The sequence below is a fragment of the Pantoea brenneri genome (assembly GCF_038594305.1).
GTDB classification, from domain to species: domain Bacteria; phylum Pseudomonadota; class Gammaproteobacteria; order Enterobacterales; family Enterobacteriaceae; genus Pantoea; species Pantoea brenneri.
In genome coordinates this window covers 667,571-691,188 of sequence record NZ_JBCGBG010000001.1, presented here as the reverse complement: position 1 = coordinate 691,188, position 23,618 = coordinate 667,571, and the positions used below count along the sequence as shown (strand labels likewise).

At 60.7% G+C, this 23,618-nt stretch carries 24 protein-coding genes; 4 read left to right on the top strand and 20 right to left on the bottom strand.

The window, feature by feature from the left end; translation table 11 throughout:
- Nucleotides 1-302: 302 nt before the first annotated feature.
- Nucleotides 303-1,757, top strand: coding sequence for an AMP nucleosidase (locus tag AABB92_RS03040; protein WP_031375103.1), 1,455 nt, complete (start codon nucleotides 303-305; stop codon nucleotides 1,755-1,757).
- A gap of 209 nt (nucleotides 1,758-1,966) precedes the next feature.
- Nucleotides 1,967-2,299 carry a hypothetical protein gene (locus AABB92_RS03035; protein ID WP_152659081.1) on the top strand — a complete coding sequence of 111 codons (333 nt, stop codon included), beginning with the start codon at nucleotides 1,967-1,969 and terminating at the stop codon, nucleotides 2,297-2,299.
- 520 nt (nucleotides 2,300-2,819) lie between these two features.
- Here AABB92_RS03035 and AABB92_RS03030 read toward each other — a convergent pair.
- A complete protein-coding gene (locus AABB92_RS03030) occupies nucleotides 2,820-4,118 on the bottom strand; it encodes an NCS2 family permease (protein WP_218833860.1) in 1,299 nt (432 codons plus the stop codon).
- Nucleotides 4,119-4,316: 198 nt separating this feature from the next.
- Nucleotides 4,317-4,487 (bottom strand): hypothetical protein, encoded by a 171-nt coding sequence (locus AABB92_RS03025; RefSeq protein ID WP_158087053.1) that lies wholly within the window; start codon nucleotides 4,485-4,487, stop codon nucleotides 4,317-4,319.
- A gap of 65 nt (nucleotides 4,488-4,552) precedes the next feature.
- Here AABB92_RS03025 and AABB92_RS03020 point away from each other — a divergent pair, with 65 nt between their 5' ends.
- A complete protein-coding gene (locus AABB92_RS03020; protein ID WP_031378040.1) occupies nucleotides 4,553-5,296 on the top strand; it encodes a response regulator in 744 nt (247 codons plus the stop codon).
- Between the two features lie 24 nt (nucleotides 5,297-5,320).
- Here the strand turns inward: AABB92_RS03020 and AABB92_RS03015 are convergent, their stop codons facing one another.
- The 4 genes from AABB92_RS03015 to AABB92_RS03000 all read right to left on the bottom strand — a co-directional run bounded on the left by AABB92_RS03015 (nucleotide 5,321) and on the right by AABB92_RS03000 (nucleotide 9,580).
- Nucleotides 5,321-6,004 carry a D-lyxose/D-mannose isomerase gene (locus AABB92_RS03015; protein WP_031378039.1) on the bottom strand — a complete coding sequence of 228 codons (684 nt, stop codon included), beginning with the start codon at nucleotides 6,002-6,004 and terminating at the stop codon, nucleotides 5,321-5,323.
- A 42-nt stretch (nucleotides 6,005-6,046) separates the two neighbouring features.
- Complete coding sequence (locus AABB92_RS03010; protein WP_031378038.1) at nucleotides 6,047-6,985, bottom strand: ABC transporter substrate-binding protein; 939 nt, start codon at nucleotides 6,983-6,985, stop codon at nucleotides 6,047-6,049.
- An 89-nt stretch (nucleotides 6,986-7,074) separates the two neighbouring features.
- On the bottom strand, nucleotides 7,075-8,055 hold the full coding sequence (locus tag AABB92_RS03005; protein ID WP_031378037.1) for an ABC transporter permease subunit: 981 nt from the start codon (nucleotides 8,053-8,055) through the stop codon (nucleotides 7,075-7,077).
- A 10-nt stretch (nucleotides 8,056-8,065) separates the two neighbouring features.
- Nucleotides 8,066-9,580, bottom strand: a complete 1,515-nt coding sequence (locus AABB92_RS03000; RefSeq protein WP_031378036.1) for a sugar ABC transporter ATP-binding protein — start codon at nucleotides 9,578-9,580, stop codon at nucleotides 8,066-8,068.
- Between the two features lie 147 nt (nucleotides 9,581-9,727).
- Between AABB92_RS03000 and AABB92_RS02995 the strand changes: the two genes are divergently transcribed.
- Entirely contained in the window at nucleotides 9,728-12,331 is a 2,604-nt protein-coding gene (locus tag AABB92_RS02995) for an ATP-binding protein (protein WP_046288246.1), read from the top strand.
- On the opposite strand, the gene phnE (AABB92_RS02990) is transcribed toward AABB92_RS02995, so the two are convergent.
- From phnE (AABB92_RS02990) to phnF, 14 genes are all read right to left on the bottom strand, one after another.
- Entirely contained in the window at nucleotides 12,285-13,169 is an 885-nt protein-coding gene (gene phnE / locus AABB92_RS02990) for a phosphonate ABC transporter, permease protein PhnE (protein ID WP_046288245.1), read from the bottom strand. The genes AABB92_RS02995 and phnE (AABB92_RS02990) overlap by 47 nt on opposite strands.
- Nucleotides 13,166-14,026, bottom strand: a complete 861-nt coding sequence (gene phnE / locus AABB92_RS02985) for a phosphonate ABC transporter, permease protein PhnE (RefSeq protein WP_031377626.1) — start codon at nucleotides 14,024-14,026, stop codon at nucleotides 13,166-13,168. The genes phnE (AABB92_RS02990) and phnE (AABB92_RS02985) overlap by 4 nt, the downstream gene beginning before the upstream one ends.
- A 103-nt stretch (nucleotides 14,027-14,129) precedes the next feature.
- On the bottom strand, nucleotides 14,130-15,056 hold the full coding sequence (gene phnD / locus AABB92_RS02980; protein WP_031377627.1) for a phosphonate ABC transporter substrate-binding protein: 927 nt from the start codon (nucleotides 15,054-15,056) through the stop codon (nucleotides 14,130-14,132).
- Nucleotides 15,057-15,082: 26 nt separating this feature from the next.
- Nucleotides 15,083-15,913, bottom strand: a complete 831-nt coding sequence (phnC, locus tag AABB92_RS02975; protein WP_031377628.1) for a phosphonate ABC transporter ATP-binding protein — start codon at nucleotides 15,911-15,913, stop codon at nucleotides 15,083-15,085.
- 79 nt (nucleotides 15,914-15,992) lie between these two features.
- Nucleotides 15,993-16,763, bottom strand: coding sequence for a phosphonate metabolism protein PhnP (gene phnP, locus AABB92_RS02970; RefSeq protein ID WP_031377629.1), 771 nt, complete (start codon nucleotides 16,761-16,763; stop codon nucleotides 15,993-15,995).
- 64 nt (nucleotides 16,764-16,827) lie between these two features.
- Nucleotides 16,828-17,364: a ribose 1,5-bisphosphokinase gene (gene phnN, locus AABB92_RS02965; RefSeq protein WP_046288244.1), complete on the bottom strand. Its 537-nt coding sequence runs from the start codon at nucleotides 17,362-17,364 to the stop codon at nucleotides 16,828-16,830.
- The gene (gene phnM / locus AABB92_RS02960; protein WP_046288243.1) at nucleotides 17,364-18,500 is read right to left on the bottom strand and encodes an alpha-D-ribose 1-methylphosphonate 5-triphosphate diphosphatase; all 1,137 of its coding nucleotides are present in this window, start codon (nucleotides 18,498-18,500) and stop codon (nucleotides 17,364-17,366) included. Before phnM ends, phnN begins: the two co-directional genes overlap by 1 nt.
- Nucleotides 18,497-19,210 carry a phosphonate C-P lyase system protein PhnL gene (gene phnL / locus AABB92_RS02955; RefSeq protein ID WP_031377909.1) on the bottom strand — a complete coding sequence of 238 codons (714 nt, stop codon included), beginning with the start codon at nucleotides 19,208-19,210 and terminating at the stop codon, nucleotides 18,497-18,499. Before phnL ends, phnM begins: the two co-directional genes overlap by 4 nt.
- Entirely contained in the window at nucleotides 19,211-19,972 is a 762-nt protein-coding gene (phnK, locus tag AABB92_RS02950; protein ID WP_031377908.1) for a phosphonate C-P lyase system protein PhnK, read from the bottom strand.
- Nucleotides 19,962-20,810 carry an alpha-D-ribose 1-methylphosphonate 5-phosphate C-P-lyase PhnJ gene (locus AABB92_RS02945; RefSeq protein WP_046288242.1) on the bottom strand — a complete coding sequence of 283 codons (849 nt, stop codon included), beginning with the start codon at nucleotides 20,808-20,810 and terminating at the stop codon, nucleotides 19,962-19,964. Before AABB92_RS02945 ends, phnK begins: the two co-directional genes overlap by 11 nt.
- A complete protein-coding gene (locus AABB92_RS02940; protein ID WP_031377907.1) occupies nucleotides 20,803-21,879 on the bottom strand; it encodes a carbon-phosphorus lyase complex subunit in 1,077 nt (358 codons plus the stop codon). Before AABB92_RS02940 ends, AABB92_RS02945 begins: the two co-directional genes overlap by 8 nt.
- Complete coding sequence (gene phnH / locus AABB92_RS02935; RefSeq protein WP_031377906.1) at nucleotides 21,879-22,454, bottom strand: phosphonate C-P lyase system protein PhnH; 576 nt, start codon at nucleotides 22,452-22,454, stop codon at nucleotides 21,879-21,881. Before phnH ends, AABB92_RS02940 begins: the two co-directional genes overlap by 1 nt.
- Complete coding sequence (gene phnG / locus AABB92_RS02930) at nucleotides 22,454-22,900, bottom strand: phosphonate C-P lyase system protein PhnG (protein ID WP_031377905.1); 447 nt, start codon at nucleotides 22,898-22,900, stop codon at nucleotides 22,454-22,456. The genes phnH and phnG overlap by 1 nt, the downstream gene beginning before the upstream one ends.
- Nucleotides 22,900-23,613, bottom strand: a complete 714-nt coding sequence (phnF, locus tag AABB92_RS02925; RefSeq protein ID WP_031377904.1) for a phosphonate metabolism transcriptional regulator PhnF — start codon at nucleotides 23,611-23,613, stop codon at nucleotides 22,900-22,902. The genes phnG and phnF overlap by 1 nt, the downstream gene beginning before the upstream one ends.
- Nucleotides 23,614-23,618 lie beyond the last annotated feature (5 nt).

Below are 23,618 nucleotides of genomic sequence, written 5' to 3'. Positions count from 1 at the left end.
AGGAGAAATCAGTTTCTGAACAGAGAGTGGAGAGTGGTATTACCGGGTGCGGCCAGCCGCGCCACGGAAGATTTAAGCAATAATCTCGCCATAAAACCTGCGGCTGTGAAAATAATCCGCACGGCGGGTGAAGGCGACCTGCCACGTTAGTGAGGGTCACCGATCACTAACAATAGAGCGACGCGGCCAACACACCAGCACCAGGTTGGTGCAAAATGCGGTCGATCACAGATTCTTCACCAATCTCTGCAACAAACCCGCTAAGCTTGGGCAAAACGCGGTAACAAATGGAAGGAGAAACCATGCCGACACAACGGAAAAACCTGACCAGCCAGCAAGCGCTGGATGAACTTGAGCGCCTGTATGAGGGCGCGGTCGATGCGCTGCGCACGGCAATCAAAGCCTTCACCGAGGATGGCTCGCTACCGGATGCCGCCAAACGCGCACAGGGATTGTTTGTTTACCCTGAGTTGCGTATTAGCTGGCACGGCGAAGGGCCTCAGCAGAACCGCACCCGTGCATGGGGACGTTTTACCCACACCGGCAGCTACAGCACTACCATTACCCGCCCTGCGCTGCTGCGGCACTATATTGCTGAACAACTGGCGATGCTGGAGAAAGAGTATCGGCTGGAGATCGAAGTCGGGCCTTCCAGCCAGGAGATCCCCTATCCTTACGTGATTGACGGTTCCGATCTGTCGCTGGATCGCACCATGAGCGCCGGTATCGCCCGTCACTTCCCGACCACCGAACTGTCGCAGATTGGCGATGAGACCGCCGATGGCCTGTTCCATGCCGACGCCCGCTTTCCACTGTCGCACTTCGACGCGCTGAGAACCGACTTCTCACTGGCCCGTCTGCGTCACTACACCGGCACTGCCGTCGATCATTTCCAGCCGTTTGTGCTGTTCACCAACTACACCCGGTATGTTGACGAGTTCGTGCGCTGGGCGATTGAGCAGGTACGCGATCCCAACACGCCGTATGACAGCCTGGCCTGCGCCGGTGACGTGGTGCTGACGGCCGATACCGCCAACAGCGAGTCGATGCTCTCCGACCTCGCCTGGAAGAAGCATCAGATGCCCGCCTGGCATCTCACCTCGCCTGACCGCCGCGGCATTACGCTGATCAATATCGGCGTCGGCCCGTCGAATGCCAAAACCATCTGCGATCATCTGGCGGTGATGCGCCCGCACGCCTGGCTGATGATTGGTCACTGTGGTGGCTTGCGCGAGAGCCAGCGGATTGGTGACTATGTGCTGGCGCACGCTTATCTGCGCGACGATCACGTTCTCGACAGCGTGCTGCCGCCGGATATCCCGGTGCCGAGCATTGCGGAAGTGCAGCGCGCCTTGTATGACGCCACCAAGACGGTGAGCGGCATGCCGGGTGAAGAGGTAAAACAGCGCCTGCGTACCGGCACCGTCGTCACCACCGACGACCGCAACTGGGAGTTGCGCTATTCAGCCTCGGCACTGCGCTTCAACCTGAGTCGCGCGGTGGCGGTCGATATGGAGAGCGCCACCATCGCGGCGCAGGGTTATCGCTTCCGCGTCCCTTACGGCACCCTGCTCTGCGTCTCGGATAAGCCACTGCACGGTGAGATTAAGCTGCCGGGCCAGGCGAACCGTTTCTATGAAGGGGCTATTTCGGAGCATCTGCAGATCGGTATTCACGCGGTTGAGTTGCTGCGTGCCGAAGGCGATAAGCTGCATTCGCGTAAATTGCGGACGTTTAATGAGCCGCCTTTCCGGTAGGGGTTTGAGGTTCGCTGCGCGAACGGGGCTGGGAGAAGGTTTCGTTCGCTGGCTGGCTGTGGCAGTTTCAGTTTCGCCGCTGCCGGCGACCGACAAGGGGGCGCCAGTCGCCGCGCCCCCTTGACCCCGGGCTCCGGCCTGCTTCACCGCCGCTTCGCGGTCCCTTCGCCTCTTCCGGATTTCTCACGGAACACCGGGACGCGCCATCCATGGCACGATCCCGCCTCTTCGCGACCTCCCTGTCGCTCGTCCTGAAATCCCTCATTGGCTCAGCGGTTCTGACGGCCTCCCAACCCCTCGCTGTTATTTCTGCTTTTTATGTCGGGTACTTTATCGCTGTCGGTTTTTGGGATTGCCTCTGGCTTTCGGCTCAGCAGACAAAATGTTATTCAACCCACCCGCTGTTATCTCTTTTTTATGTTGGGTATTTTATCGCTGTGGGTTTCTGGGATTATCTTTTCTATCGGGTCGGCAGACAGCGCGGCTTTATAAATCGCAGCGGTTGTTTCGTCTTTTTCAAGTTGGGTTCGTCATCCCGGTAAATATTGAGGTTTGTCTTTGCAACGGGCCATCAGACAGCACGGCAATAGCGAAATGAAAAGATAATTACAGACGGGGGGTTTGTGAGAGGCGTCCGCAGCGCTGAGGAACAACCGGAGGCCAGGAGAGCCGACAGGAGGTCGGCGAAAGGACGGATCGCGCCACGGATGGCGCGTCCGGCCGGTCCGTCGGCCGCAGGGAATGACGAAGGGACCGCGCACAGCGTGGCGCGCAGGCCGCCGGACGCCGGGATTGTTAAGGGGCGGGCGTCCGCCCCTTGACGCGTCCGCCTGCTCAGGCAATCTGAAACTCCCCACTGCCCGGCGGGCGTAACCTTACTCTATGCCAGCCCGCAGCAAGGCGTAATCTGCTCGATTTCAGGTCTACGCGAGGCGAAACCTTACCCTATGCCAGCCCGCAGCAAGGCGAAACCTGCTCGATTTCAGATCAAAGCAAGGCGTAACCTGCTGAATGTCAGCCCGCTGCACAGCGTTAAACCACTGCCAGCCGGCCCCTGCGCATTCAGGCGCTCAGCCACCCCAACTTAATCACAAACAGAATCGACAGGATCACCAGCGCCGCGTTGACCTCTTTGGTGCGGCCACTCAGCAGCTTCACCAGCGTCCAGGTAATAAAACCAAACGCGATACCGTTGGCGATCGAATAGGTCAGAGGCATCGCCAGCGCCGTGACGGTTACCGGTGCGGCAGTGGTGATATCTTTCCAGTCAATCTCCGCCAGACCCGAGGCCATCAGCACGGCGACAAACAGTAAGGCAGGCGCAGTTGCATAGACCGGTACGCTGGAGGCCAGCGGTGAGAAGAACAGCGCCAGCAGGAACAGGACAGCGACCACAATTGCCGTCAGACCGGTACGGCCGCCCGCACTGACGCCAGCCGCAGATTCCACATAGCTGGTGGTGGTCGAAGTACCCAGCAGCGAACCAAACAGGGCGGCCGCACTGTCAGCGATTAGCGCCCGGCCCATCTTCGGCACGTTACCCTGCTCATCCGCCAGACCGGCACGTTTGGTCACGCCCAACAGCGTCCCGGTATTGTCGAACACATCAACAAACAGGAAGGCGAAAATCACGCTTACCAGCCCGACGTTAAAGGCACCGGCAATGTCCAGTTGCATAAAGGTCGGCGCGATCGACGGCGGTGCAGAGAACACGCCGGCAAAAGGTGACAGGCCGATACCCATCGAAATAAAGGTCACCAGTAAGATACCGATCAGCACTGCGCCGGTTACACGACGCGCTTCCAGCACCACAATCACGATAAACCCCAGCATGGCCAGCAGCGGCCCAGGCTTAGTCAGATCGCCAATCCCCACCAGCGTAGCGGGGTTATCGACCACAATGCCCGCCCCTTCCAGCGCAATCAGCGCCAGGAACAGCCCGATACCGGCACCAATACCGGCGCGCAGCGGCAGCGGAATGCTGGCAATGATCCATTCGCGGATTTTAAAAATCGACAGCGCAAAGAAGATTACCGCCGACAGGAATACCGCACCCAGCGCCACCTGCCAGGTGTAGCCCATGTGCAGCACCACGGTGTAGGTAAAGAAGGCGTTCAATCCCATGCCCGGTGCCAGTGCAATCGGGTAGTTAGCGATCAGCCCCATCAGAACGCAGCCAATCGCCGCCGCCAGACAGGTGGCCACAAATACCGCGCCTTTATCCATGCCGGTGGCACCCAGAATGCTCGGGTTCACAAACAGAATGTAAGCCATCGCCAGGAAGGTGGTGATGCCGGCGATAATCTCGGTGCGAACCGTAGTGTTGTGTGCTTTGAGTTTGAATAATTTTTCTAACATCATCATCTCTCGATACAGGAGACGTCACGAATGTGCGTTCTCACTTGCCAAAGGGGTTTGCATGCTGATTATTCTGTTTCCGGTACAGCGAAACGGGCTGCTGCATACTCGCTAGCCTGAATTCGGTGAAAAAACGTTTATTGACCCACAGCCCAAAGCAATTGCCATGCCATAAGCCGACGCAATCGATTACCTGGCGCGCTACAGAAGGGCTAAGACAATTCCGAACCAAAACAAGGCGCGATTATGGTGCAATGCACTGATTGTGCGCAATCGTTTTCCTGCGGCGACATTGACCGCCTGAAAAACTCTGCGCCAGCGCACGATTCCGCACTCTGCCAGGCGAAGCTGGTCACGTTTCAGCAGGCTCATACAGCAACCGTTGTTAGCCTGTGTACACTCCAGAATTAACTCTTTCGTAACATTGGGGCCGCGCAATGAAGCCAGCGATTTTGGTGGTGGATGATGATCTTGCCGTCTGCGACGTGTTGCAGGACGCGCTAAGTGAACATGTGTTCAATGTCTACAGCTGTCATCAGGGCAAAGAGGCCCTTACGATGCTCCATCAGCACCCGGAGATTGGGCTGGTGATGCTGGATATGATGCTGCCGGATACCAATGGCCTGCTGGTGTTACAGCAGTTACAGCGCCAGCGGCCCGATGTGCTGGTGATTATGCTGACCGGAATGGGATCGGAAGCGGAAATGGTGGTCGGGCTGGAGATGGGCGCGGATGATTATATTGCCAAACCGTTTAATCCGCGGGTGGTAGTGGCACGCGCGCGGGCGGCCCTGCGCCGGGGAGGACGCCTGCTGCCGGCCGAACAGGAACAGGAAGGCTGGCGCTTTAACGGCTGGCAACTCGACGAGAGCCGCTGCCAGTTATTTAATCCGCAACGTGAACTGGTGCCGCTGACGCAGGGCGAATATAGCCTGTTGCGTGCGCTGGTGCGTCATGCCCGCAAGGTGCTGACCCGCGATCAGCTGCTGGAGCTGACCCACAGCGAAACGCTCGACGTATTTGATCGCACCATCGACGTACTGATCATGCGGCTGCGGCGTAAGATCGAAACCAATCCACATCAGCCTAACCTGATCCGCACCATTCGCGGCCTCGGCTATGTCTTTTCCGCTGATGTGGTCAAACCCGATACGCTGGCGCGCACCAGCCAGATTGCCTGACTGACCGCGCCGTGCCTGCCCTGCTCACGGTAGCCAGTGCGCATAATCGTTGCACAGCAGCCAGCGCGGCGTCTCATCCTCCAGCAGTGGATTGAAACGTGCCAGCGGCGTCAGAAACACGTTGTCATTTTCATCATCATTCGGCATCGACACCTCACCCACCAGTACGTCCCCGAAGCCGTTCTCGCCCCAGAAACTGTGCCAGATGCCCGCTTCCAGCGTCACGCTTTCACCCGGTGACAGCCGCAGTTGCGAGCCGGCAACGTGCGACTGACGCATGCCGTCGAGCGTCACCGCGACCGCCGAATGTGCCAGTCCGTCGCCGTCGCGGTTATGTATTTCGATAATCAGATTGCCGCCGCCGCGATTGATAATGTCTTCCATTTTCTGCGGATGATAGTGCATCGGCGTCCGCTGGCCCTCACGCACGTGCATCACCTTTTCGGCATAGGGTTTGTGCCACGGATGCCCACCCGGTGAACCGTTACGCAGAGTGAACAGCGTCAGACCGGTGTGCAGAAAGTCAGCCGCGCCAAAGCTGGTCAGATCCCAGCCCAGCCGCAGCGCCAGAATCTCCTGCGCCTGCTGACGATCCTGAGCGCGCCACTGGCTGAGGCTGAAATCGGCCCACGGCGGCAGATGCACATTCTGACGCATCAGAAACTCGCGGGTCAGTTGCAGATAGTGATTCACCTGTGATCGCTGCATTGTGGCCTCCTGTGGGCGGCACCCGACGGTGCCGCCGGTGGCTTATTTCACCGTCCAGCCCTGATAGCTGCCGATGTTGTTACGATCGATCAGCTTCACCGGAATCAGCACCGGCTTATCGGGTGCCGGTTTGCCCTGCAGAATGTCATAGCCGATCTCAACCGCTTTGGCCGCCATCACCTGCGGGTCCTGCGCCGGTGTAGCGACGAACAGCGAGTTCTTACGTTTCAGCGCCTCTTCACCGTCCGGCGATCCATCGACGCCGACAATAAAGAATTCGTTACGTTGCGCCTGTTTGGCCGCCAGATCGGCACCAATCGCCGTCGGATCGTTGATGGCGAATACCGCATCGATCTTCGGATTCGCCGACAGCAGACCGGTCATCACTTCCAGCCCGCCTTCGCGGCTGCCTTTGGCGTTCTGGTTGTAAGAGAGCAGCTTGATATCCGGATGGCGTTTCAGCTCGGTCATACAGCCCTCAACGCGGTTCTGTACCGCCGAAACCGGCGGCCCGTTGATGATCACCACGTTGCCTTTGGCTTTCAGACGGTCAGAAATATATTTACACGCCATCACCCCGGCCTCGGTGTTATCGGAGGTGATGGTGGCGTTGGCACCATCGGCCGCCACGTCAACCGCCACCACCACGATGCCGGCGTCCCGCGCCCGTTTCACCGCCGGGGCGATGCCTTTGGAGTCGGCAGCGTTGAGGATGATCATATCGACTTTCGCCGCGATAAAGTTATCGATCTGGCCGACCTGCTGACCGAGATCGTAACCGCTGGAGACCAGCGTCACGTTGACCTTATCCCCCGCCAGTTCCCGCGCTTTCATCTCCGCACCTTTGGTGATCTGCACGAAAAACGGGTTAGCCAGATCGCCGACCGTCACGCCGATAGATTTGAGTTCTTTTGCCTGAGCCATGCCGGTACTGAACAGCGTCGCCGCCAGCAGTCCGGTTACAATCGGATTAAAACGCATAGACCTTCTCCTGCGGTTATCAAAGTGCCAACGACTAAATGGCGTTTTTATGGCGGCGGACGCGCGGCTGCGCATCCCCCTTTCCAGCCTTAACTCACGTGATGACGGGTGCGATATTTGTCGATCAGCACCGCAATAATGATCACCGCGCCCTTGATCACCAGCTGCCAGAAATAGGAGACGCCCATCAGCGTCATGCCGTTATTCAGGGTGGCGATAATCAGCGCGCCAATCAGCGTACCGGTAATGGTGCCGATGCCGCCGACGAAACTGGTGCCGCCGAGGATCACCGCAGCGATTGCATCCAGCTCATAGCCGACGCCGAGGTTACCGTTGGCGCTGTAGAGCCGTGAGGCGCTCATCAGTCCGCCCAGCCCCGACAGCAGGCCGCTCATGCCGTAGACAAAAATCAGCACCATGCCGACCTTGATGCCGGTCAGGCGGGCAGCCTGCATGTTGCCGCCCACCGCGTAGATATGTACCCCAAGCGTGGTGCGGCGCAGGATAAACCAGCAGATAGCGATGACAGCGAATGCGATCACAATCAGCCACGGCACCGGGCCGAGATAGCCGTTGCCGATCCATTCAAAATTGATATCGGAGTTGATTACCGTGGTGCCGTCCGCCAGCAGATAGGCCGCTCCGCGCAGCGCGGTATAGGTGCCAAGCGTGACGATAAACGGCGGCAGCCCTGCCCACGCCACCAGCACACCGTTGAACAGCCCCATCACCAGTCCGGCACCCAGCGCCATCGGAATGGTCATTGAGGCCAGCATTGGATCGAGCGACGCCACCAGCGCCACCACTGCGGTAGTGCCCAGCATTGATCCGACCGACAAATCGATGCCGCCGGTCAGGATGACAAAGGTCATGCCCGCCGCCAGCACGATATTGATTGAGGCCTGGCGGGTAATGTTCAGCAGGTTCGCTTCGGTAAAGAAGTTCGGCGTAACAAAGCCAAACACCGCCACGATCAGGATCAGAATCGGCAGGATACCGACGGTTTGCAGCAGATCGCCCATCAGCGCGCGTTTCAGCGTCGGGGCTTTGGTCCGGGCCAGTTGTGTCATGATGGTATCCTTATACCTCGAGCGGTGACGCGCTGTGCGCACCGGTTGCCAGCGTCATAATATTTTCCTGACTGATGTTGCTGCCTTCCAGCTCACCCACGATGGTGCCTTCGTGCATCACGTAAACGCGGTCGCTCATCCCGACCACCTCCGGCAGTTCGCTGGAGATCATTAAAATCGCCACACCCTGCCGCGCCATCTGCTGCATCATGCGATAAATTTCGCTCTTCGCGCCGACATCGACGCCACGCGTCGGCTCGTCGAGGATCAGAATGCGCGGGCCAATCGCCACCCAGCGCGATATCAGCAGCTTCTGCTGATTACCGCCGGAGAGTCCGCCAGCTCGGACCTGGGCATGCGGCACCCGGATATTGAGTGAAGCGATCGCCTCATTGGCAATCGACTGTCCTTTGCGACGGTCTAGCATGCCGTAGCTGGCATCACGTTCCAGCGTGGCCATCACGATGTTTTCCTGCGCCGCCATCTCCAGAAACAGCCCCTGCTCTTTGCGGTTCTCGGTCAGAAAACCGATCCCGCGCGCAATCGCCTCACGGGGTGAGCGAATCGTGACCTTCTCGCCGTCGATCCAGATCTCGCCGTCTTTCGGTGGGTGTACGCCAAATATCAGCTGCGCCAGTTCGCTGCGCCCCGCACCCACCAGCCCGGCCAGCGCCACGATTTCACCGGCCCGCACCGCCAGACTGCTGGGATGAATTTTGCCGCCGTCGGTGAGGTGATTCACCGCCAGCCGGATATCGCCGAGCGGAATAGTACGGTCCTTATTGAACAGATCGCTGAGCGGCCGCCCGACCATCATCCGCACCAGTTCGCTGGCGTTGAGCTGTTCGCGGGTCAGACTGCCGACATACTGGCCGTCGCGCAGCACGCTGACCCGGTCGGACAGCTCATAGACTTCGGCCATTCGATGACTGATGTAGATGATCGCCATCCCTTCGCTGCGCAGCCGTTTAATCAGCGCAAACAGCTGTTCGGTCTCACGGTTGGATAGCGCCGCGGTTGGCTCATCCATCACCAGAATGCGGCTGTTACGTTGCAGCGCACGGGCAATTTCTACCTGTTGCTGCTCGGCAATGCTCAGCCGGCTGACCAAATCCCAGGCGCTGAACTGCGCGCCCAGCCGGTCGATAACCCGCTGCGCCTGCTCCGCCATCTGCCGCCGCTTCACCAGCCCACCGGGCGCAATTTCGCTGCCGAGGAAGATGTTCTCCGCCACCGTCAGATTGGGCGCCAGATTGATCTCCTGATAGATCAGGGTAATCCCGGCGGCCAGCGCCTCTTTGGGCCCCTTCAGCGCATAGGGTTTACCTTCGATTAAAATTTCCCCGCTGCTGGCGGTATAGGCACCGGCCAGAATCTTCATCAGCGTACTTTTACCGGCGCCGTTCTCGCCCATCAGGGCGTGAACTTCGCCGGGATAGACGGTGAGATCGACCCCTTTCAGGGCATAAAAACTGCCGAAGCGCCGGGTGATCTCCCGCATTTCCAGTATCGGTGTGGCTGTCATCGGCCAGCTCCTGCTGATTATGAAGAGCCGCCAGTTAAGCAACGCCAGATAAACGGAAAATGTCAGGACCCGTTCATATTTGTCATATTCGTCCGCCTGTGCGCTCCTATACTCGGCCCATCGTTGCAGTGATGATGAGGTCGTGGGATGCAGCGCAGTTATCCGTGGCAGGCCGGGGCGCGCGGCCGCCTGTTACTGTTCAATCTGCTGGTGGTGCTGGTCACGCTGATGGTGAGCGTGGTGGCGATCTTTGGCTTTCGTCATGCTGGCGCGATTCAGGAACAGGCCCAGGCGCAGACGCTGGCCGACATGAACGGCAGTCTGGCGCTGGCGCGCGATACCGCCAACGTGGCCACGGCGGCGGTGCGGCTGTCGCAGGTGGTCGGGGCGCTGGAGTACCAGAGCGAATCACAACGCCTGAAACAGAATCAGCAGGCGCTGCAGCATTCACTGACGCTGCTGGCCAGTGCGCCGCTGGCAGCGCGCCAGCCGGAACGCATCGCCCGCATTCGCGCCCGCAGCCTGATGCTGGAACAGACCATCAACCAGTTACTGCTGACCGGCCATCAGCGCCACCTGCAACGTAACACCATGCTGAGCGACCTGTGGCAGGCGCAGCTGTTGCTCAGCCATATCGACCAGCTGGTTCGACGTGAACAGCAGACTCAGCCAGACGCCGCGCTGCGCCAGCAGACCGAGCGGCTGATCGGGATCGCCATTCGTACTCCCTCGCCCGTCGCGGTGATCGATCAGTTACAGCAGGTGATGATGCAGTGGCGCGCGGTGCCGTTGCAGGGCGTCACCGGCGAGAAAGTGCAGCGCCTGCTGGCGACTCAGCAGCGCCTGCTGCCGCTGGCCGATGCGCTGGAACAGAGCGATCTGGCGATTGCCTACGCCACCTATCGCATCAAAGCGCTGGTGGCGATGCTCAATGAGGACATCAGTGCCTCGGTGCAGCAGGTGGCGTTGCAGAGTGAGGCGCGGACCCTCGCCACCCACCGCGAGCTGGATTCGATAATCGGCTTTATTACGCTGTTTGCGCTGCTGGCGCTGGCGATCACCGGTTACGCCGGCATCTATATCTACCGCAATCTCGGTTCCAGCCTGACGGCGATTGCCGGGGCGATGACCCGGCTGGCGCAGGGTGAACAAAACGTCAGCGTGCCGGGGCTGCAACGGCGGGATGAGCTGGGCGAGCTGGCGCGCGCCTTCAACGTCTTCGCCCGCAATACCGCCTCGCTGGCCCACACTTCACGCCTGCTGAAAGAGAAGAGCAACCAGCTGGAATCCACTTTTCTGGCGATGCGCGACGGGTTTGCGCTGTTTGATAACGACGGTCAGCTGGTGGTGTGGAATGCGCAGTATGCCGAGCTGCTGGGCATTCCGCCGCGTGAACTGCACCGGGGCGTGCCGTGGCAGCAGCTGCTACAACCGCTGGCGGTTGATCTGCATGGACCCGGTGAACCGCAGGAGATCCGGCTGGCCGATGGGCGGACGCTGGAACTGCGCTTCAGCCCGATCCCCCGGCGCGGCATGGTCAATACGGTGCTGGAACGCACCACCCGCAAAGCGCTGGAAGAGGCGTTGCTGCACAGCCAGAAGATGAAAGCGGTCGGTCAGCTGACCGGCGGCCTGGCGCACGACTTTAATAATCTGCTGGCGGTGATCATCGGTAGCCTGGCGCTGACCGAAGGCCAGCTGACGCCTGGCCCACTCGCCAGCCGGATTGAGCGGGCGCGCCAGGCAGCCGATCGCGCTGCCCAGCTGACCCAGCGTTTGCTGGCCTTCTCACGTAAACAGGCGCTGTTTCCACGCGCGGTCTCGGTGGTGACGTTGGTGGATAATCTGCAGGGGCTGTTGCAGCACTCGCTGCTGCCCGGTCAGCAACTGGTTATTGATGCGCAGCGTCCCGGCTGGCCCGCCTGGATCGATGCCAGCCAGCTGGAAAACGCGCTGATGAATCTGGTGGTCAACGCCCGGGATGCGATGCAGCAGCAGAGCGGAGAAATCCGCATCCGCATCTGGAACCAGCGGCGACTGGAGCAGGAGGAGAAACGTGACCGTGTCACAATTGAGGTGATTGACCACGGTTGCGGCATGTCGGCCGCGGTGCGCGAGCAGGTATTTGAGCCGTTCTTCACCACCAAAGCCACCGGCAGTGGCAGCGGGCTGGGGCTGTCGATGGTGTATGGCTTTGTCCGCCAGTCCGGCGGTCAGATTGAACTGGAGACGGCACCGGGACAGGGAACCACGGTGCGGCTGCTGTTGCCGCGCGCGCCAGAGATGCCGGCCACCGCCCCGCTCCCGCCGGTCCAGCCGACGCCACCCGACGCGGCCAACGATCGGCTGGTGCTGGTGCTGGATGATGAACCGGCGGTGCGCCAGACGCTGTGTGAGCATCTGCACCAGCTAGGCTACCTGACGCTGGAGTGCGGCGACGGTGAACAGGCGCTGGCGCTGCTGCGTCAGACGCCCGATATCGATCTGCTGATCAGCGATCTGATGCTGCCGGGCGAGATCAACGGCGCTGAGGTGATCCGCCAGGCGCAGCAGAACTGGCCGCAGCTGGCGACCCTGTTGATCAGTGGTCAGGACCTGCGCCACCAGCCGGTCACCTTACCGCTGTGCGAACGGCTGGCGAAGCCCTGGCAGCAGGCGCAGCTGGTGCAGGCGCTGCAGCGCGCCTGGCAACGCAGCGAACGGCTTAATCGCGCCCAGCAGGCTGCCACAGCGGCACCGGTGTCCCGCTGATATAGCGCTTGCGCAGACGACTGGAGAGCGCATCCATCGCCATCACCACCACCACCAGGATCAGCGTCAGGAACATCACCACGTCCCAGTTCCACAGCCGCATATTCTCGGCATACACCAGGCCGACGCCACCGGCGCCGACGAAGCCCAGCACCGCCGCTGAGCGGGTATTGGACTCAATCTGATAGAGGCTGAGCGCCAGAAACTGCGGGAACGACTGGGTAAAAATGCCGAAACGGTGCTTCTGCAGACTGTTGGCACCGACGGCACCCAGGCCGCGGCTCGGCGAGCGCTCAACCGATTCGTGCCCTTCGGCATACAGTTTGCCCAGCAGCCCGACATCCTGCAGGATAATCGCCAGTACCCCGGCCAGTGGCCCCATGCCGACCGCCCGGACAAAAATCAATCCCCAGATCGCCATGTCGATGCCGCGCAGCAGGTCAAACAGCCGGCGCATCACAAAGGCAACCGGTCTGGTCGCCCGGCTGTGCATCACGTTGCGCGCCGCCAGAAATGACAGCGGCAGCGCCAGCAGCGTGGCGGTCAGGGTGCCGGCAAACACGATGCCCAGCGTAATCCCGACCTGCGAGAAGTAGTAGCCAAACGGCCAGTTGGCAAAATCCTGCCAGACAAACATCCGCAGAAAGTAGCGCCCCAGTTGCTGACAGCCGTTCAGCAGGCGCGACCACTCAATGCCATAAAACGAGAAGAAGAACAGATAGTAGAGCAGCAGCGCCAGCGCCAGCAGGCCAAGGCGGCGCAGATAGCGCGGTTGCGCGGCAAACAGCGCGCGGTGCTGCGCTCTGAGATGCGTGATATCCGGTACGACGCTGATCATGCGGTTTCTCCTACGACGCGACGGCGCAACTGGCCGGAGAGCGTATCCAGCAGCGACACCACAATCAGGATCAGCAGCAAGGTCATGCTCACCTGGTCGTAGCGATCGAGTTTGATATTGGTCATCAGCTCCTGGCCGATGCCGCCCGCGCCCACCAGCCCGAGGATGGTTGAGGAGCGGAAGTTGATCTCCAGCCGCATAAAGCTGTAGGAGAGAAAGATCGGTTTCACCTGCGGCCAGAAGGCGAAGCGCATCCGCTGCAGGGTGGTGGCACCACAGGCCGCCAGGCCGCGCACCGGCTTGTCAGACGCCGATTCAATCGCCTCGTAAAACAGTTTGGTCAGGCTACCTATCGTGTGCAGCGCCAGCGCCAGAAAGCCGGGGATTGCGCCGATGCCAAACGCCATCACGAACATCACCGCCCACGCCAGCTCCGGCATGGTGCGCAGAAAGGCGACAAAGGCGCGGATAGCCAGTCGCAGGCTGGCGGGCGTACGGGTATTGTCAGCGGCAAAAAAGGCCAGCATTGCCGCCAGCGCCACTGCCAGCAGAGTGGAGGCCAGCGCCAGCTGCAGCGTTTCCCAGATCAGCGGCAGCTGGATCGGCAGACGGTAGCCCCAGTAAGCCAGCGACCCTTCGGTTTTGCCATCCGCGAACAGCAGCGGCAGATGCAGCACCGGCATAATTTCATGCAGATAGTCGAAGAAGTGTGGCAGCGACTGCCAGACGGTCAGCAGATTGAACTCCGCCACGTTGCCCGCCGCCAGATAGAGGGCGACCAGCAGCAGTGACCAGAGCAGCGTGTCGCGCTTCTGCTGGTGTCGGATGCGTTGGTAGTAACGTTCGAATTCGGTCAAGAGGGGGATCTCCGGAGCTGAAGCAGCGGGACGCCGGCCGGTTTGCCGCGTCCCCCTTCCCCGGATAGTCAGGGAAGGAGGTAATGAGATTGCCGCCGCCGCGTTAGCCGCGGCTGCCTTTCATCAGGTCGCGCTTCATATCAATGATGTTCTGATAATCTGCCACGGTGGCATTACCGATATGCTGCTCACCGCCAACCGCTTTGACGAAACAGGCGTGATCTTCTTTATCCAGCTTCTTAATCGCCGCCACCACTTTGGCTTTAAAATCCGCCGGCAGTTTGTTGCTGACCAGCACCGGACCGTTGGGGATCAGCGGCGACTGCCAGATAATGCGGATCTGCTTCATCAGATCCGGATGGTCCATACGGATCAGACGGCCAAATGCGCCGGAGGTATAGCCGCTGTTGTAATCGCCGACCAGTGAGGTCCAGGTCACTGCGCCGTCGAACTGGTTGTTCAGCACGCCGAGAATGTCCTGCTCATGGCCGCCGGAGAAGGTCACGCTGGAGAAGGTATTGTTGTATTTATCGTCTACCGTGCCGCCAAACTGTTTCTTAAAGGTCTGGTTAGGCATCAGAAAGCCGGAGGTCGAATCGGGATCGGCCATGCCAAACGATTTGCCTTTCAGGTCTTCCAGTTTTTTATACGGGCTGTCCGCTTTGACGATCACCACCGAGTGATAGCCGCGTGACTGATCTTTGTCATCCACCACAATGCCGACCACATCGACCGCTTTCGGGTCCTGCAGGTAAACCGAGGCAAACGAGGCCGGTGACATGCTCAGCACCATATCAATTTTGCCGCCCAGCAATCCCTGGATCACCCCGGAGTAGTCAGAGGCGTTACGCATCTGCGTATCCACGCCCAGCTCTTTATCAAAGAAAGTCTTCACACACTGGTTATCACCAATCTGCTGGGTGGCGTTTTGTCCGCCCAGAATGCCGAGGTTGAGTTGTTTCGGCGCATCCGCTGCGTTAACACCAAAAGCCATTACACCCGTCAGTAGCGCTAAAGAAGTCAGTTTCATTCGAGGTTGTTCTCTTGCCGTGGAAGTTAGTGGATCTGATTAAGTTCATCGCCGTACAACTGATGCAGCAGGCTGTCGGTAAGCTGCGACGGATGGCCATCGAACAGCACCACCCCGCGCTGAATACCAATCACCCGGGTGCAGTAACTTTTTACCAGTTCGATTGAGTGCAGGTTCACCATCACGCTGATGCCCTGCTCGCTCACCTGACGCAGCACATCCATGATGCGTTTGGTGTTTTTCGGGTCGAGTGACGCCACCGGCTCATCGGCCAGCAGGATTTTGGGGTTCTGCATCAGCGCCCGGCAGATCGCCACGCGCTGCATCTGACCGCCCGACAGGTTTTCCGCGCGTTGCAGCGCCTGCGGCAGCATGTTCATCCACTGCAGCAGTTCAATCGCGTGGGCGCGGTCATGGTCAGAAAAAATTTTAAAGAACGATTTCAGCGTACTGGTCTGGCTCAGTCGGCCCAGCAGCACGTTGGTCAGCACATCGAGACGCGGCACCAGACAGAAATCCTGAAAGATCATGCCGCACTGGCTGCGCCATTCCCGCAGCTGGCGGCTGCTGAGTGCGACCACGTTGCGGTCCGCTTCGCCCTGATGCAGGCTGATAATCGCGCCGGAGCTGGCGGCAATGGTGCCGTTGAGCATGTGCAGCAGGGTCGATTTCCCGGCGCCGGAACGGCCAATCACCGCCACCAGTTCCCCGGCGTGCAGATCGAAGCTGACCTTATCCAGCACCTTGCTGTCGCCGTACGCTTTGCTCAGACTCTGCACCGACAACACTTTTTGTCCGCCGAGACTGGCCGGTGGCAGGTCGTTATCGACCACCGTTTTCAGAAGTGCCTGTGCCATATTGTTCTCCGTCATCACTGATTACGTTCTGCCGGTTATTAAGGCGTGGCGGCATGAAGGCGGCATGACAGTCAGATGATCAAACTGTGACAGGCCAGCCGGAGCCCGATGACAGGATCAGACCATCGCGCGCAGGCTGAACCGCCTCTGGCAGCGGGTGATCGGCTAACCAGTTGTCCATCTCGTGACTGAGGTGGGTTAACCAGGCCTGACGCGGCTGAAGCCGGTCGATGATCGCCAGCGCCAGGTTGAGATCGTTGTGATTGCGCGGCGCGGTCTGCGGCGGATCGTTACAGTCGATCACCAGCCGATCGAGCAGCTGACCGCGCAGAAAATCTTCGGTATCGGGCGGCAGGCCACAGGTATCGCACAGCCAGGCCAGCCGGCTGCCCTGCCAGTCGAACAGGTAGCCATGGGTCAGCCGTGAATGCTGCAACGGCAGCGGCGTGACCTGCAGTTCACCAAACGACTGGGCAACAAACGGGGTTAATGAGGGCCGGAAATCGAGCAGGCCGGGATGCTTAAACAGGTCATCGCTGCCGCGCGTGTCGGGCGGCCCCCACACCGGAATAGAGGCACCCTTGCCCCAGCGCAGCGCAAACAGCCCCTGCACGTGATCCATATGGTAGTGCGTCAGCAGAATGCGGGTCAGCTCACCGGGCCGGAAACGCGTGGCCAGCAGCGGCAGGCCGGCGTCGAGCAGGATGCGCTCGTTGCCCGCCTCAATCAGCGCACTGCACGGTGCACGATGATAACGCCGGTCCTGCTGCGCTCGCTGACAGGCGCGGCAGTTGCAGCCAAACAGTGGCGCGGCGGTGACCCCGCCAGTCCCCAGAAAAGTGAGCTTCATTGATACGCCTCCGGTCGCTGAAGTCGATGCCGGACTGTCTCCGCGCTGCCAGCAAAGGTCTGTTTCATTGATGCGCCTCCAGCAGCTGTCGAAGTTGCTGTACCGTGCGGTCCAGCGCCCCGTCATTATTGAGCAGCAGACACCCGTCCGGCTGGGGCTGGGCAGCACGCGCCAGCCGCCGGGCGATCGCCGCGTCATCTTCCCGTCCTCGCTGACGCAGCCGCACCGCCAGCACCGACGGTGTCACCTGCAGACAGAGCGGCAGCAGCTGCGGCCCGAATCGCGCCTGTGCCTGCGCCAGATGCAGCCGCGAGCCGTTAACCACTACGTTCTGACCGCGCTGCAGCCAGCTTTCCACTTCAGTACCGATGCCGTAATGAAACCCGTGCGCCTGCCAGCTGACCGCGAACAGCCCCAGCGCGGCACGCCGGGCGAACTCCGCCTCGCTCAGCGCCACATGGTTTTCACCGCCGGCATCGGCGGCGCGGGTGATGTAGCGATGGGCAATCAGCAGCCGTGCCGGCGGGGCATCGCGCAGCGCATTCAGCAGGCTATCCTTGCCCGATCCGGACGGCCCGATTAACCAGATAAGGCGCGCCATTAATAGACCTGCCGGCCTTTGCTCCAGACGTGGCGCACGTGCGGGTGACCGTGGGCGGTATGCGCCAGCACCAGATCGGCGCGGCAGCCTTCTGCAATCACGCCGCGATCTTCCAGTCCCAGCGCCCGCGCCGGATTACAGGTCACCAGCGCGATAGCCTGCGCCATGCCAAGGCTGTTGCGCTCATCCGCCGCCAGCCGGAACGACGCATCCAGCAGGCTGGCCGGGTAGTAATCTGACGACAGGATATTCAGCACCCCGTGTGACGCCAGCTCCCAGGCGGCGACGTTGCCGGAGTGAGAGCCGCCGCGCACGATGTTTGGCGCACCCATCAGCACCTGCATATTGCGATAACGCGAGGCGCGGGCCGCCTCCAGCGTGGTCGGGAACTCGGCGATACGGCTGCCCGCCGCATGTGACTCCTCAACGTGCGCCGCGGTGGCATCGTCGTGGCTGGCGATGGCGATGCCATGCTCACGGCACAGCGCAGCAATCGCCTGGCGGTTAGGCTGAGACCAGGCAGCCGCCAGCGTGAGCTGGTCATGCTCGAACAGGTTCATCTCCTGATCGTTGAGCTGATATTTGCCCTGATAGTACTCGCGATATTTTTCCAGCGAAGCGTACTGACGCTGCCCCGGTGAGTGATCCATCAGCGATACCAGCGCCAGTTCCGGCGTCCCCATCAGCGCCTCAAACAGCGGCACGGTGGTCGGATGCGGCAACTCACAGCGCAGGTGCAGCAGATGCTCGGCGCGGTTCAGCCCTTTACGGTTGCTGTCGCGGATGGCGTCGATCATCTTGCTGAGATTCTCCAGCCGGTGGCCGCCGTCGCGCACGTCTCCGACGCCAATCGCATCCAGCACGGTGGTAATGCCGCTGGAAACCATCAGCGCATCGTGGCTGCTCATCGCCGAATGGGCCGGCCAGTCCACTTTGGGCCGGGGAGTGAAAAACTTGTCGAGGTTATCGGTGTGCAGCTCCACCAGCCCCGGCAGCAGCCAGGCACCCTCGCCGTCCAGCGCGCCCGGTTGCTGACTGGCGGTTTCGCTGAAGCTGCTGATGCGGTCGTCACGGAACTCCAGCGATCCGGCGACCACCTCGTTTTCCAGCACCAGTCGGACGTTATTAATGATCATGCTTGTGCTCCTGTGGCGATCGGTTGCATCAGGTGCAGCCGATCGGCCACCCGGTCGCGCACCGCTTCATCGTGGAAAATGCCGACAATGGCGGCACCGCGGGCGCGCGCCTGTTCAATCAGTCCGACCACCGCGTCACGGTTAACACTGTCGAGTGAGGCAGTCGGTTCATCCAGCAGCAGCACCGGATAGTCGGCGATAAAGCCGCGCGCGATGTTAACCCGCTGCTGCTCACCGCCGGAAAAGGTCGACGGGGCCAGCGACCAGAGACGCTCCGGCACGTTAAGCCGGCTCAGCAGCTCACGGGCGCGCTTTTCACAGAAGGCGCGCTCGACGCCGCGCTCCAGCAGCGGCTGCATCACAATCTCCAGCGTCGGCACCCGCGGAATAACCCGCAGGAACTGGCTGACCCAGCCGACCGTATCCCGCCGGATGGCGATGATCTGCCGCGCCGTCGCCTGCGCCATATCGATCAATTCGCCCTGATGCTGCAGCCGGATATGGCCGCTGTTGGGCTGATAGTTGCCGTACAGCGCCCGCAGCAGAGTCGATTTACCGCTGCCGGAGTGGCCCTGCAGCACCACACATTCGCCCTGACTGACCGTCAGGCTGGCGTTCTGCAATACCGGCAGCGCAGCGCCGTTCTGGTTATGCAGCACAAAGGTTTTACACAGATTCTCAACCTGCAACATGGGGGTGTGAGTCATCATTTAATTGAGCACCGAAGAGACCAGCAATTGCGTGTAAGGATGATGGGGATCGTCAAGCACCCGATCGGTTAATCCGCTCTCCACCACCCGCCCCTGCTTCATCACCAGCAGCCGGTGCGCCAGCAGTCGCGCCACCCCGAGATCGTGGGTGACAATCACCACCGCCAGATTGAGTTCCCGCACCAGCGTGCGCAGCAAATCCAGCAGTCGCGCCTGTACCGACACATCCAGCCCGCCGGTCGGCTCATCCATAAACATCAGGCGCGGCTGGGTCACCAGGTTGCGGGCAATCTGCAGACGCTGCTGCATCCCGCCGGAAAAGGTGGTCGGCAGATCGTCGATACGGTTAGCGGCAATCTCTACCGCCTGCAGCCAGCGGCTGGCTTCGGCACGGATATCGCCATAGTGGCGCTGGCCGACCGCCATCAGCCGTTCGCCGATATTGCCGCCGGCGCTGACCTGCGGCCGCAATCCGTCCAGCGGATGCTGATGCACCACGCCCCATTCGGTGCGCAGCAGACGACGGCGATCGCTTTCGCTCATCTGATAGAGGTCGCGTCCCTGATAAAGAATGCTGCCCTGTTGCGGCGTCAGACGCGCCGACAGGCTGTGCAGCAGTGTGGTTTTGCCGGAGCCGGACTCGCCGACAATGCCCAGCACTTCGCCCGGATAGAGATCAAAACTGACCTGTTCGAACCCTTTGCCCGGCGCATAAAGATGGGTGAGCTGGCTGACCGCAAGCAGCGGCTGATCACTGTGCATGTTGCTGTTCCTGCTGCTGATGGCAAAAGTCGGTGTCGGAGCAGACAAACATCCGCGTTCCCTGATCGTCCATCACTACCTCGTCGAGATAGCTGTGGCGCGAGCCGCACAGCGCACAGGGTTCATCCCACTGCTGAACGGTGAATGGATGGTCGTCGAAGTCGAGACTTTCTACTTTGGTATAGGGCGGTAAGGCGTAAATGCGCTTTTCGCGGCCGGCACCGAACAGTTGCAGGGCCGGCATCATGTGCATTTTCGGGTTATCGAATTTGGGGATCGGCGACGGGTCCATGACATAACGATCGTTGACCCTGACCGGATAGGCATAGGTGGTGGCGATATGACCGTAGCGGGCAATATCTTCATACAGTTTGACCTGCATGATGCCGTACTCCTCCAGCGCGTGCATGGTCCGGGTTTCGGTTTCACGCGGCTCGATAAAGCGCAGCGGCTCCGGGATCGGCACCTGGAAGATCAAAATCTGGTCCTCTTCCAGCGGCGTTTCCGGAATGCGATGCCGGGTCTGGATCAGCGTGGCATCGGCGGTACGTTCGGTGGTCGCCGCCCCGCTGACCCGCTGAAAAAAGCGACGAATCGACACCGCATTGGTGGTGTCATCCGCACCCTGATCGATCACCTTCAGCACATCCTGATCGCCAATCACGCTGGCGGTGATCTGAATGCCGCCGGTGCCCCAGCCGTAAGGCATCGGCATTTCCCGTCCGGCAAACGGCACCTGATAGCCAGGGATCGCCACTGCTTTGAGGATCGCGCGGCGGATGGTGCGTTTGGTCTGCTCATCCAGATAGCCGTTGTTATAACCGTGGAGTTCAGCCATGGTTGCGCTCCTGATGATCCTGCCGCAGCCGTTTCAGCAGTTCCAGCTCGGCCTGGAAATCGACGTAGTGCGGCAGTTTGAGGTGGGAGACGAAGCCCGCGGCTTCGACGTTATCGGCGTGCGACAGCACAAACTCTTCATCCTGCGCCGGGCTGGTGATGCGTTCCTGCTGCTCACGGCTCTGCAGCGCCCGGTCAACCAGCGCCATCGCCATCGCTTTGCGTTCGGCGCGACCAAACACCAGACCGTAGCCGCGGGTGAAATGCGGCGCGCTGTCGTCGCTGTGGGCGAAGCCGTTGACCATTTCGCACTCGGTCAGCAGCAGTTCACCGATCTCCAGCTCAAACCCCAGCTCTTCCGGGCAGATGCTGACGCTGAGATAGCCGGTACGGATCTCACCGGCAAACGGGTGGGTGCGACCATAGCCGCGCTGGGTTGAATAACCGAGCGCCAGCAGAAAACCTTCATCACCGCGCACCAGTTGCTGTAACCGGGCGGCGCGTGAGGCAGGAAAGCTCATCGGCTCGCGGGTGATATCGGTCGGTTCGCTGCCGTCATCCTCTTCACGCACCGCCAGCCCTTCATTGCTCATCATGCAGAACATGTGCGGACAGGCGGCGTCCAGTGCCCGATCGTCGCGTGGCGATGCCGGCGTTTCACCGTTGGCCAGCAGCGTAAAGTCGAGCAGACGGTGGCTGTAGTCATAGGTCGGTCCCAGTACCTGGCCGCCCGGCAGATCTTTGTAGACCGCCGAGATACGCCGCTCGATACGCATCGATCCGGTCGCCAGCGGTCGGCTCTCCGCCAGTCGTGGCAGCGTGGTGCGATAGGCGCGCAGCAGGAAGATCGCCTCCACCAGATCGCCGCTGGCCTGCTTGATCGCCAGCGCCGCCAGTTCCGGATCGTAAATTCCACCTTCAGTCATCACCCGATCGACCGCCAGACCGAGCTGCTGTGCCACCTGATCGCAGCCCAGTTCGGCGACATCCCGATCGCCGCGCCGCAGATCGGCCTGCAGTTGATGGGCGTGGGCAATCGCCTTTTCGCCCCCTTTTACCGCAACATACATCAGCACACCTCCACAAGCGTGGTGCGCGGCACCGCCATCATCGCTTCGCCACAGGTAAAAATCAGATCGACGCCCTGCGGGAACGGATGTGGTCGGCTACGCAGATAGGCCAGCACGCTTTCCGGCAGCTGCGGCGCAATGGCGCGGGTTTCACGCAGGCCCGGTCCGGAGAGACGCAGCGTCAGGCCGCCATTCAGCGACGGCACTTCAATAATCAGGGTGGTGCTCTTTTCCGGCGCCAGATTATCACCGGCGGCAAAATGGGCCGGATCGGGATGTGAGCTGGCATGACTGAGCGCGAAAGGCGCATCCTGTTGCGCAGTAATCGGCGCGCCGGTATGGAAGCGCAGGTTATTGCGCAACTGTTCGTTATCGATCTGCGCATCCAGCCAGACCGGGCTTTCCTGATCGACCAGCGTCAGTAACAGTGCGGTGGCGGCAGGCGACAGTGCGCCCCAGCCCTGTTGCAGCGGCAGCGACACCATCACGCCAGGTTCGCTCATCGCCTTGAGGATGCGACGAAATGCGCGCTGTGCATCCGCCACCGGATGGTTAAAACTTGCCAGTAAAGTCATCAGTTATCTCCGCGTACCAGCGTAAAGAAGTCCACTTTGCTGCTGGCAATTTCACGCGCGCGCAGCTGACGCTGCTCATCACGCCATGCCGCCAGCGGGGTAATAATTTTCTCTTCCAACAGCGTCCGGGTTTCCGGCTGCTGTAACAGGGCATCGAGTAAGGCGCAGCGCTCGGCATGGGCTTTGTCACGTCCCAGGATGTAGCTGTAGCCCAGCGTGCCGTCGCTGAGCTGCACCACCGCGCGCGTCACCGTCGCATCCCCCATCACAAAGCGTTTACCGGTCGCGCCCATCCGCGCCTGCAGCCGGGTCAGGCCGATCTCTGCCGGACGAATCAGGGTGAACGCTGGCTGGAGGTTAAGCGCCTGCCAGTGCGCGTTAAGCTGTGCCGCGCTGCTGTGTGCCAGCACTGAAAGCCAGCGCTGGCGGGCCGTTTGCTGTTCCATTAATGCTCCAGAGTCAGTTCAATCATGTCGCCGCGCGTCAGGCTGACCGAGTATTCGGCCATCGCACCGTCACGGGTTTTATTCAGCGTCCGCACGCAGAGCAGCGGCGAATGCAGCGCGATTTCCAGCTGCTTGCACTCTTTCGCCTGCGCTCGCCGGGTGCTGATGCGGGTCTGGGTACGCACCAGCTGTTTGCCGGTGTGCTTATCGAGGTAATCGTGCAGCGAACCGCTGTTAAAATGCTGCAACTGCGGCCACCAGCTGAGATCGGCAAGGAAATGGTTGATGACACACAACGGCACGCCGTTGGCACGTCGCAGAGTGCGCAGGTGAATGACGTTGTCGCCCTCTTTGACGCCCAGTGCGCTGGCGACGTCCTGGCTGGCCGGACGCAACACCGCCAGCAGCCGCTCGCTGGTCGGGTGGCTGCCCTGCTCCATCAGGTTCTGACTAAAGCGCGCCTGAGCGTGCAGCGGATAGTCATAAGGCCGCATCAGCACCAGAATGCCGACGCCATGACGGCGTTGCAGCAGCCCTTTGTTCACCAGTTCATCCACCGCCCGGCGTAGGGTATGGCGGTTAACTTCATAGTGATCGGCCAGTTGTTGCTCGGAGGGAAGATAGTCGCCACAGCGGTAGCGTTGCTGTAGCGCCTGTTCGAGTTGTGCAGCGACAACCTGATAGACAGTGGTCGGATGTCTGGATAACTCCATCACGA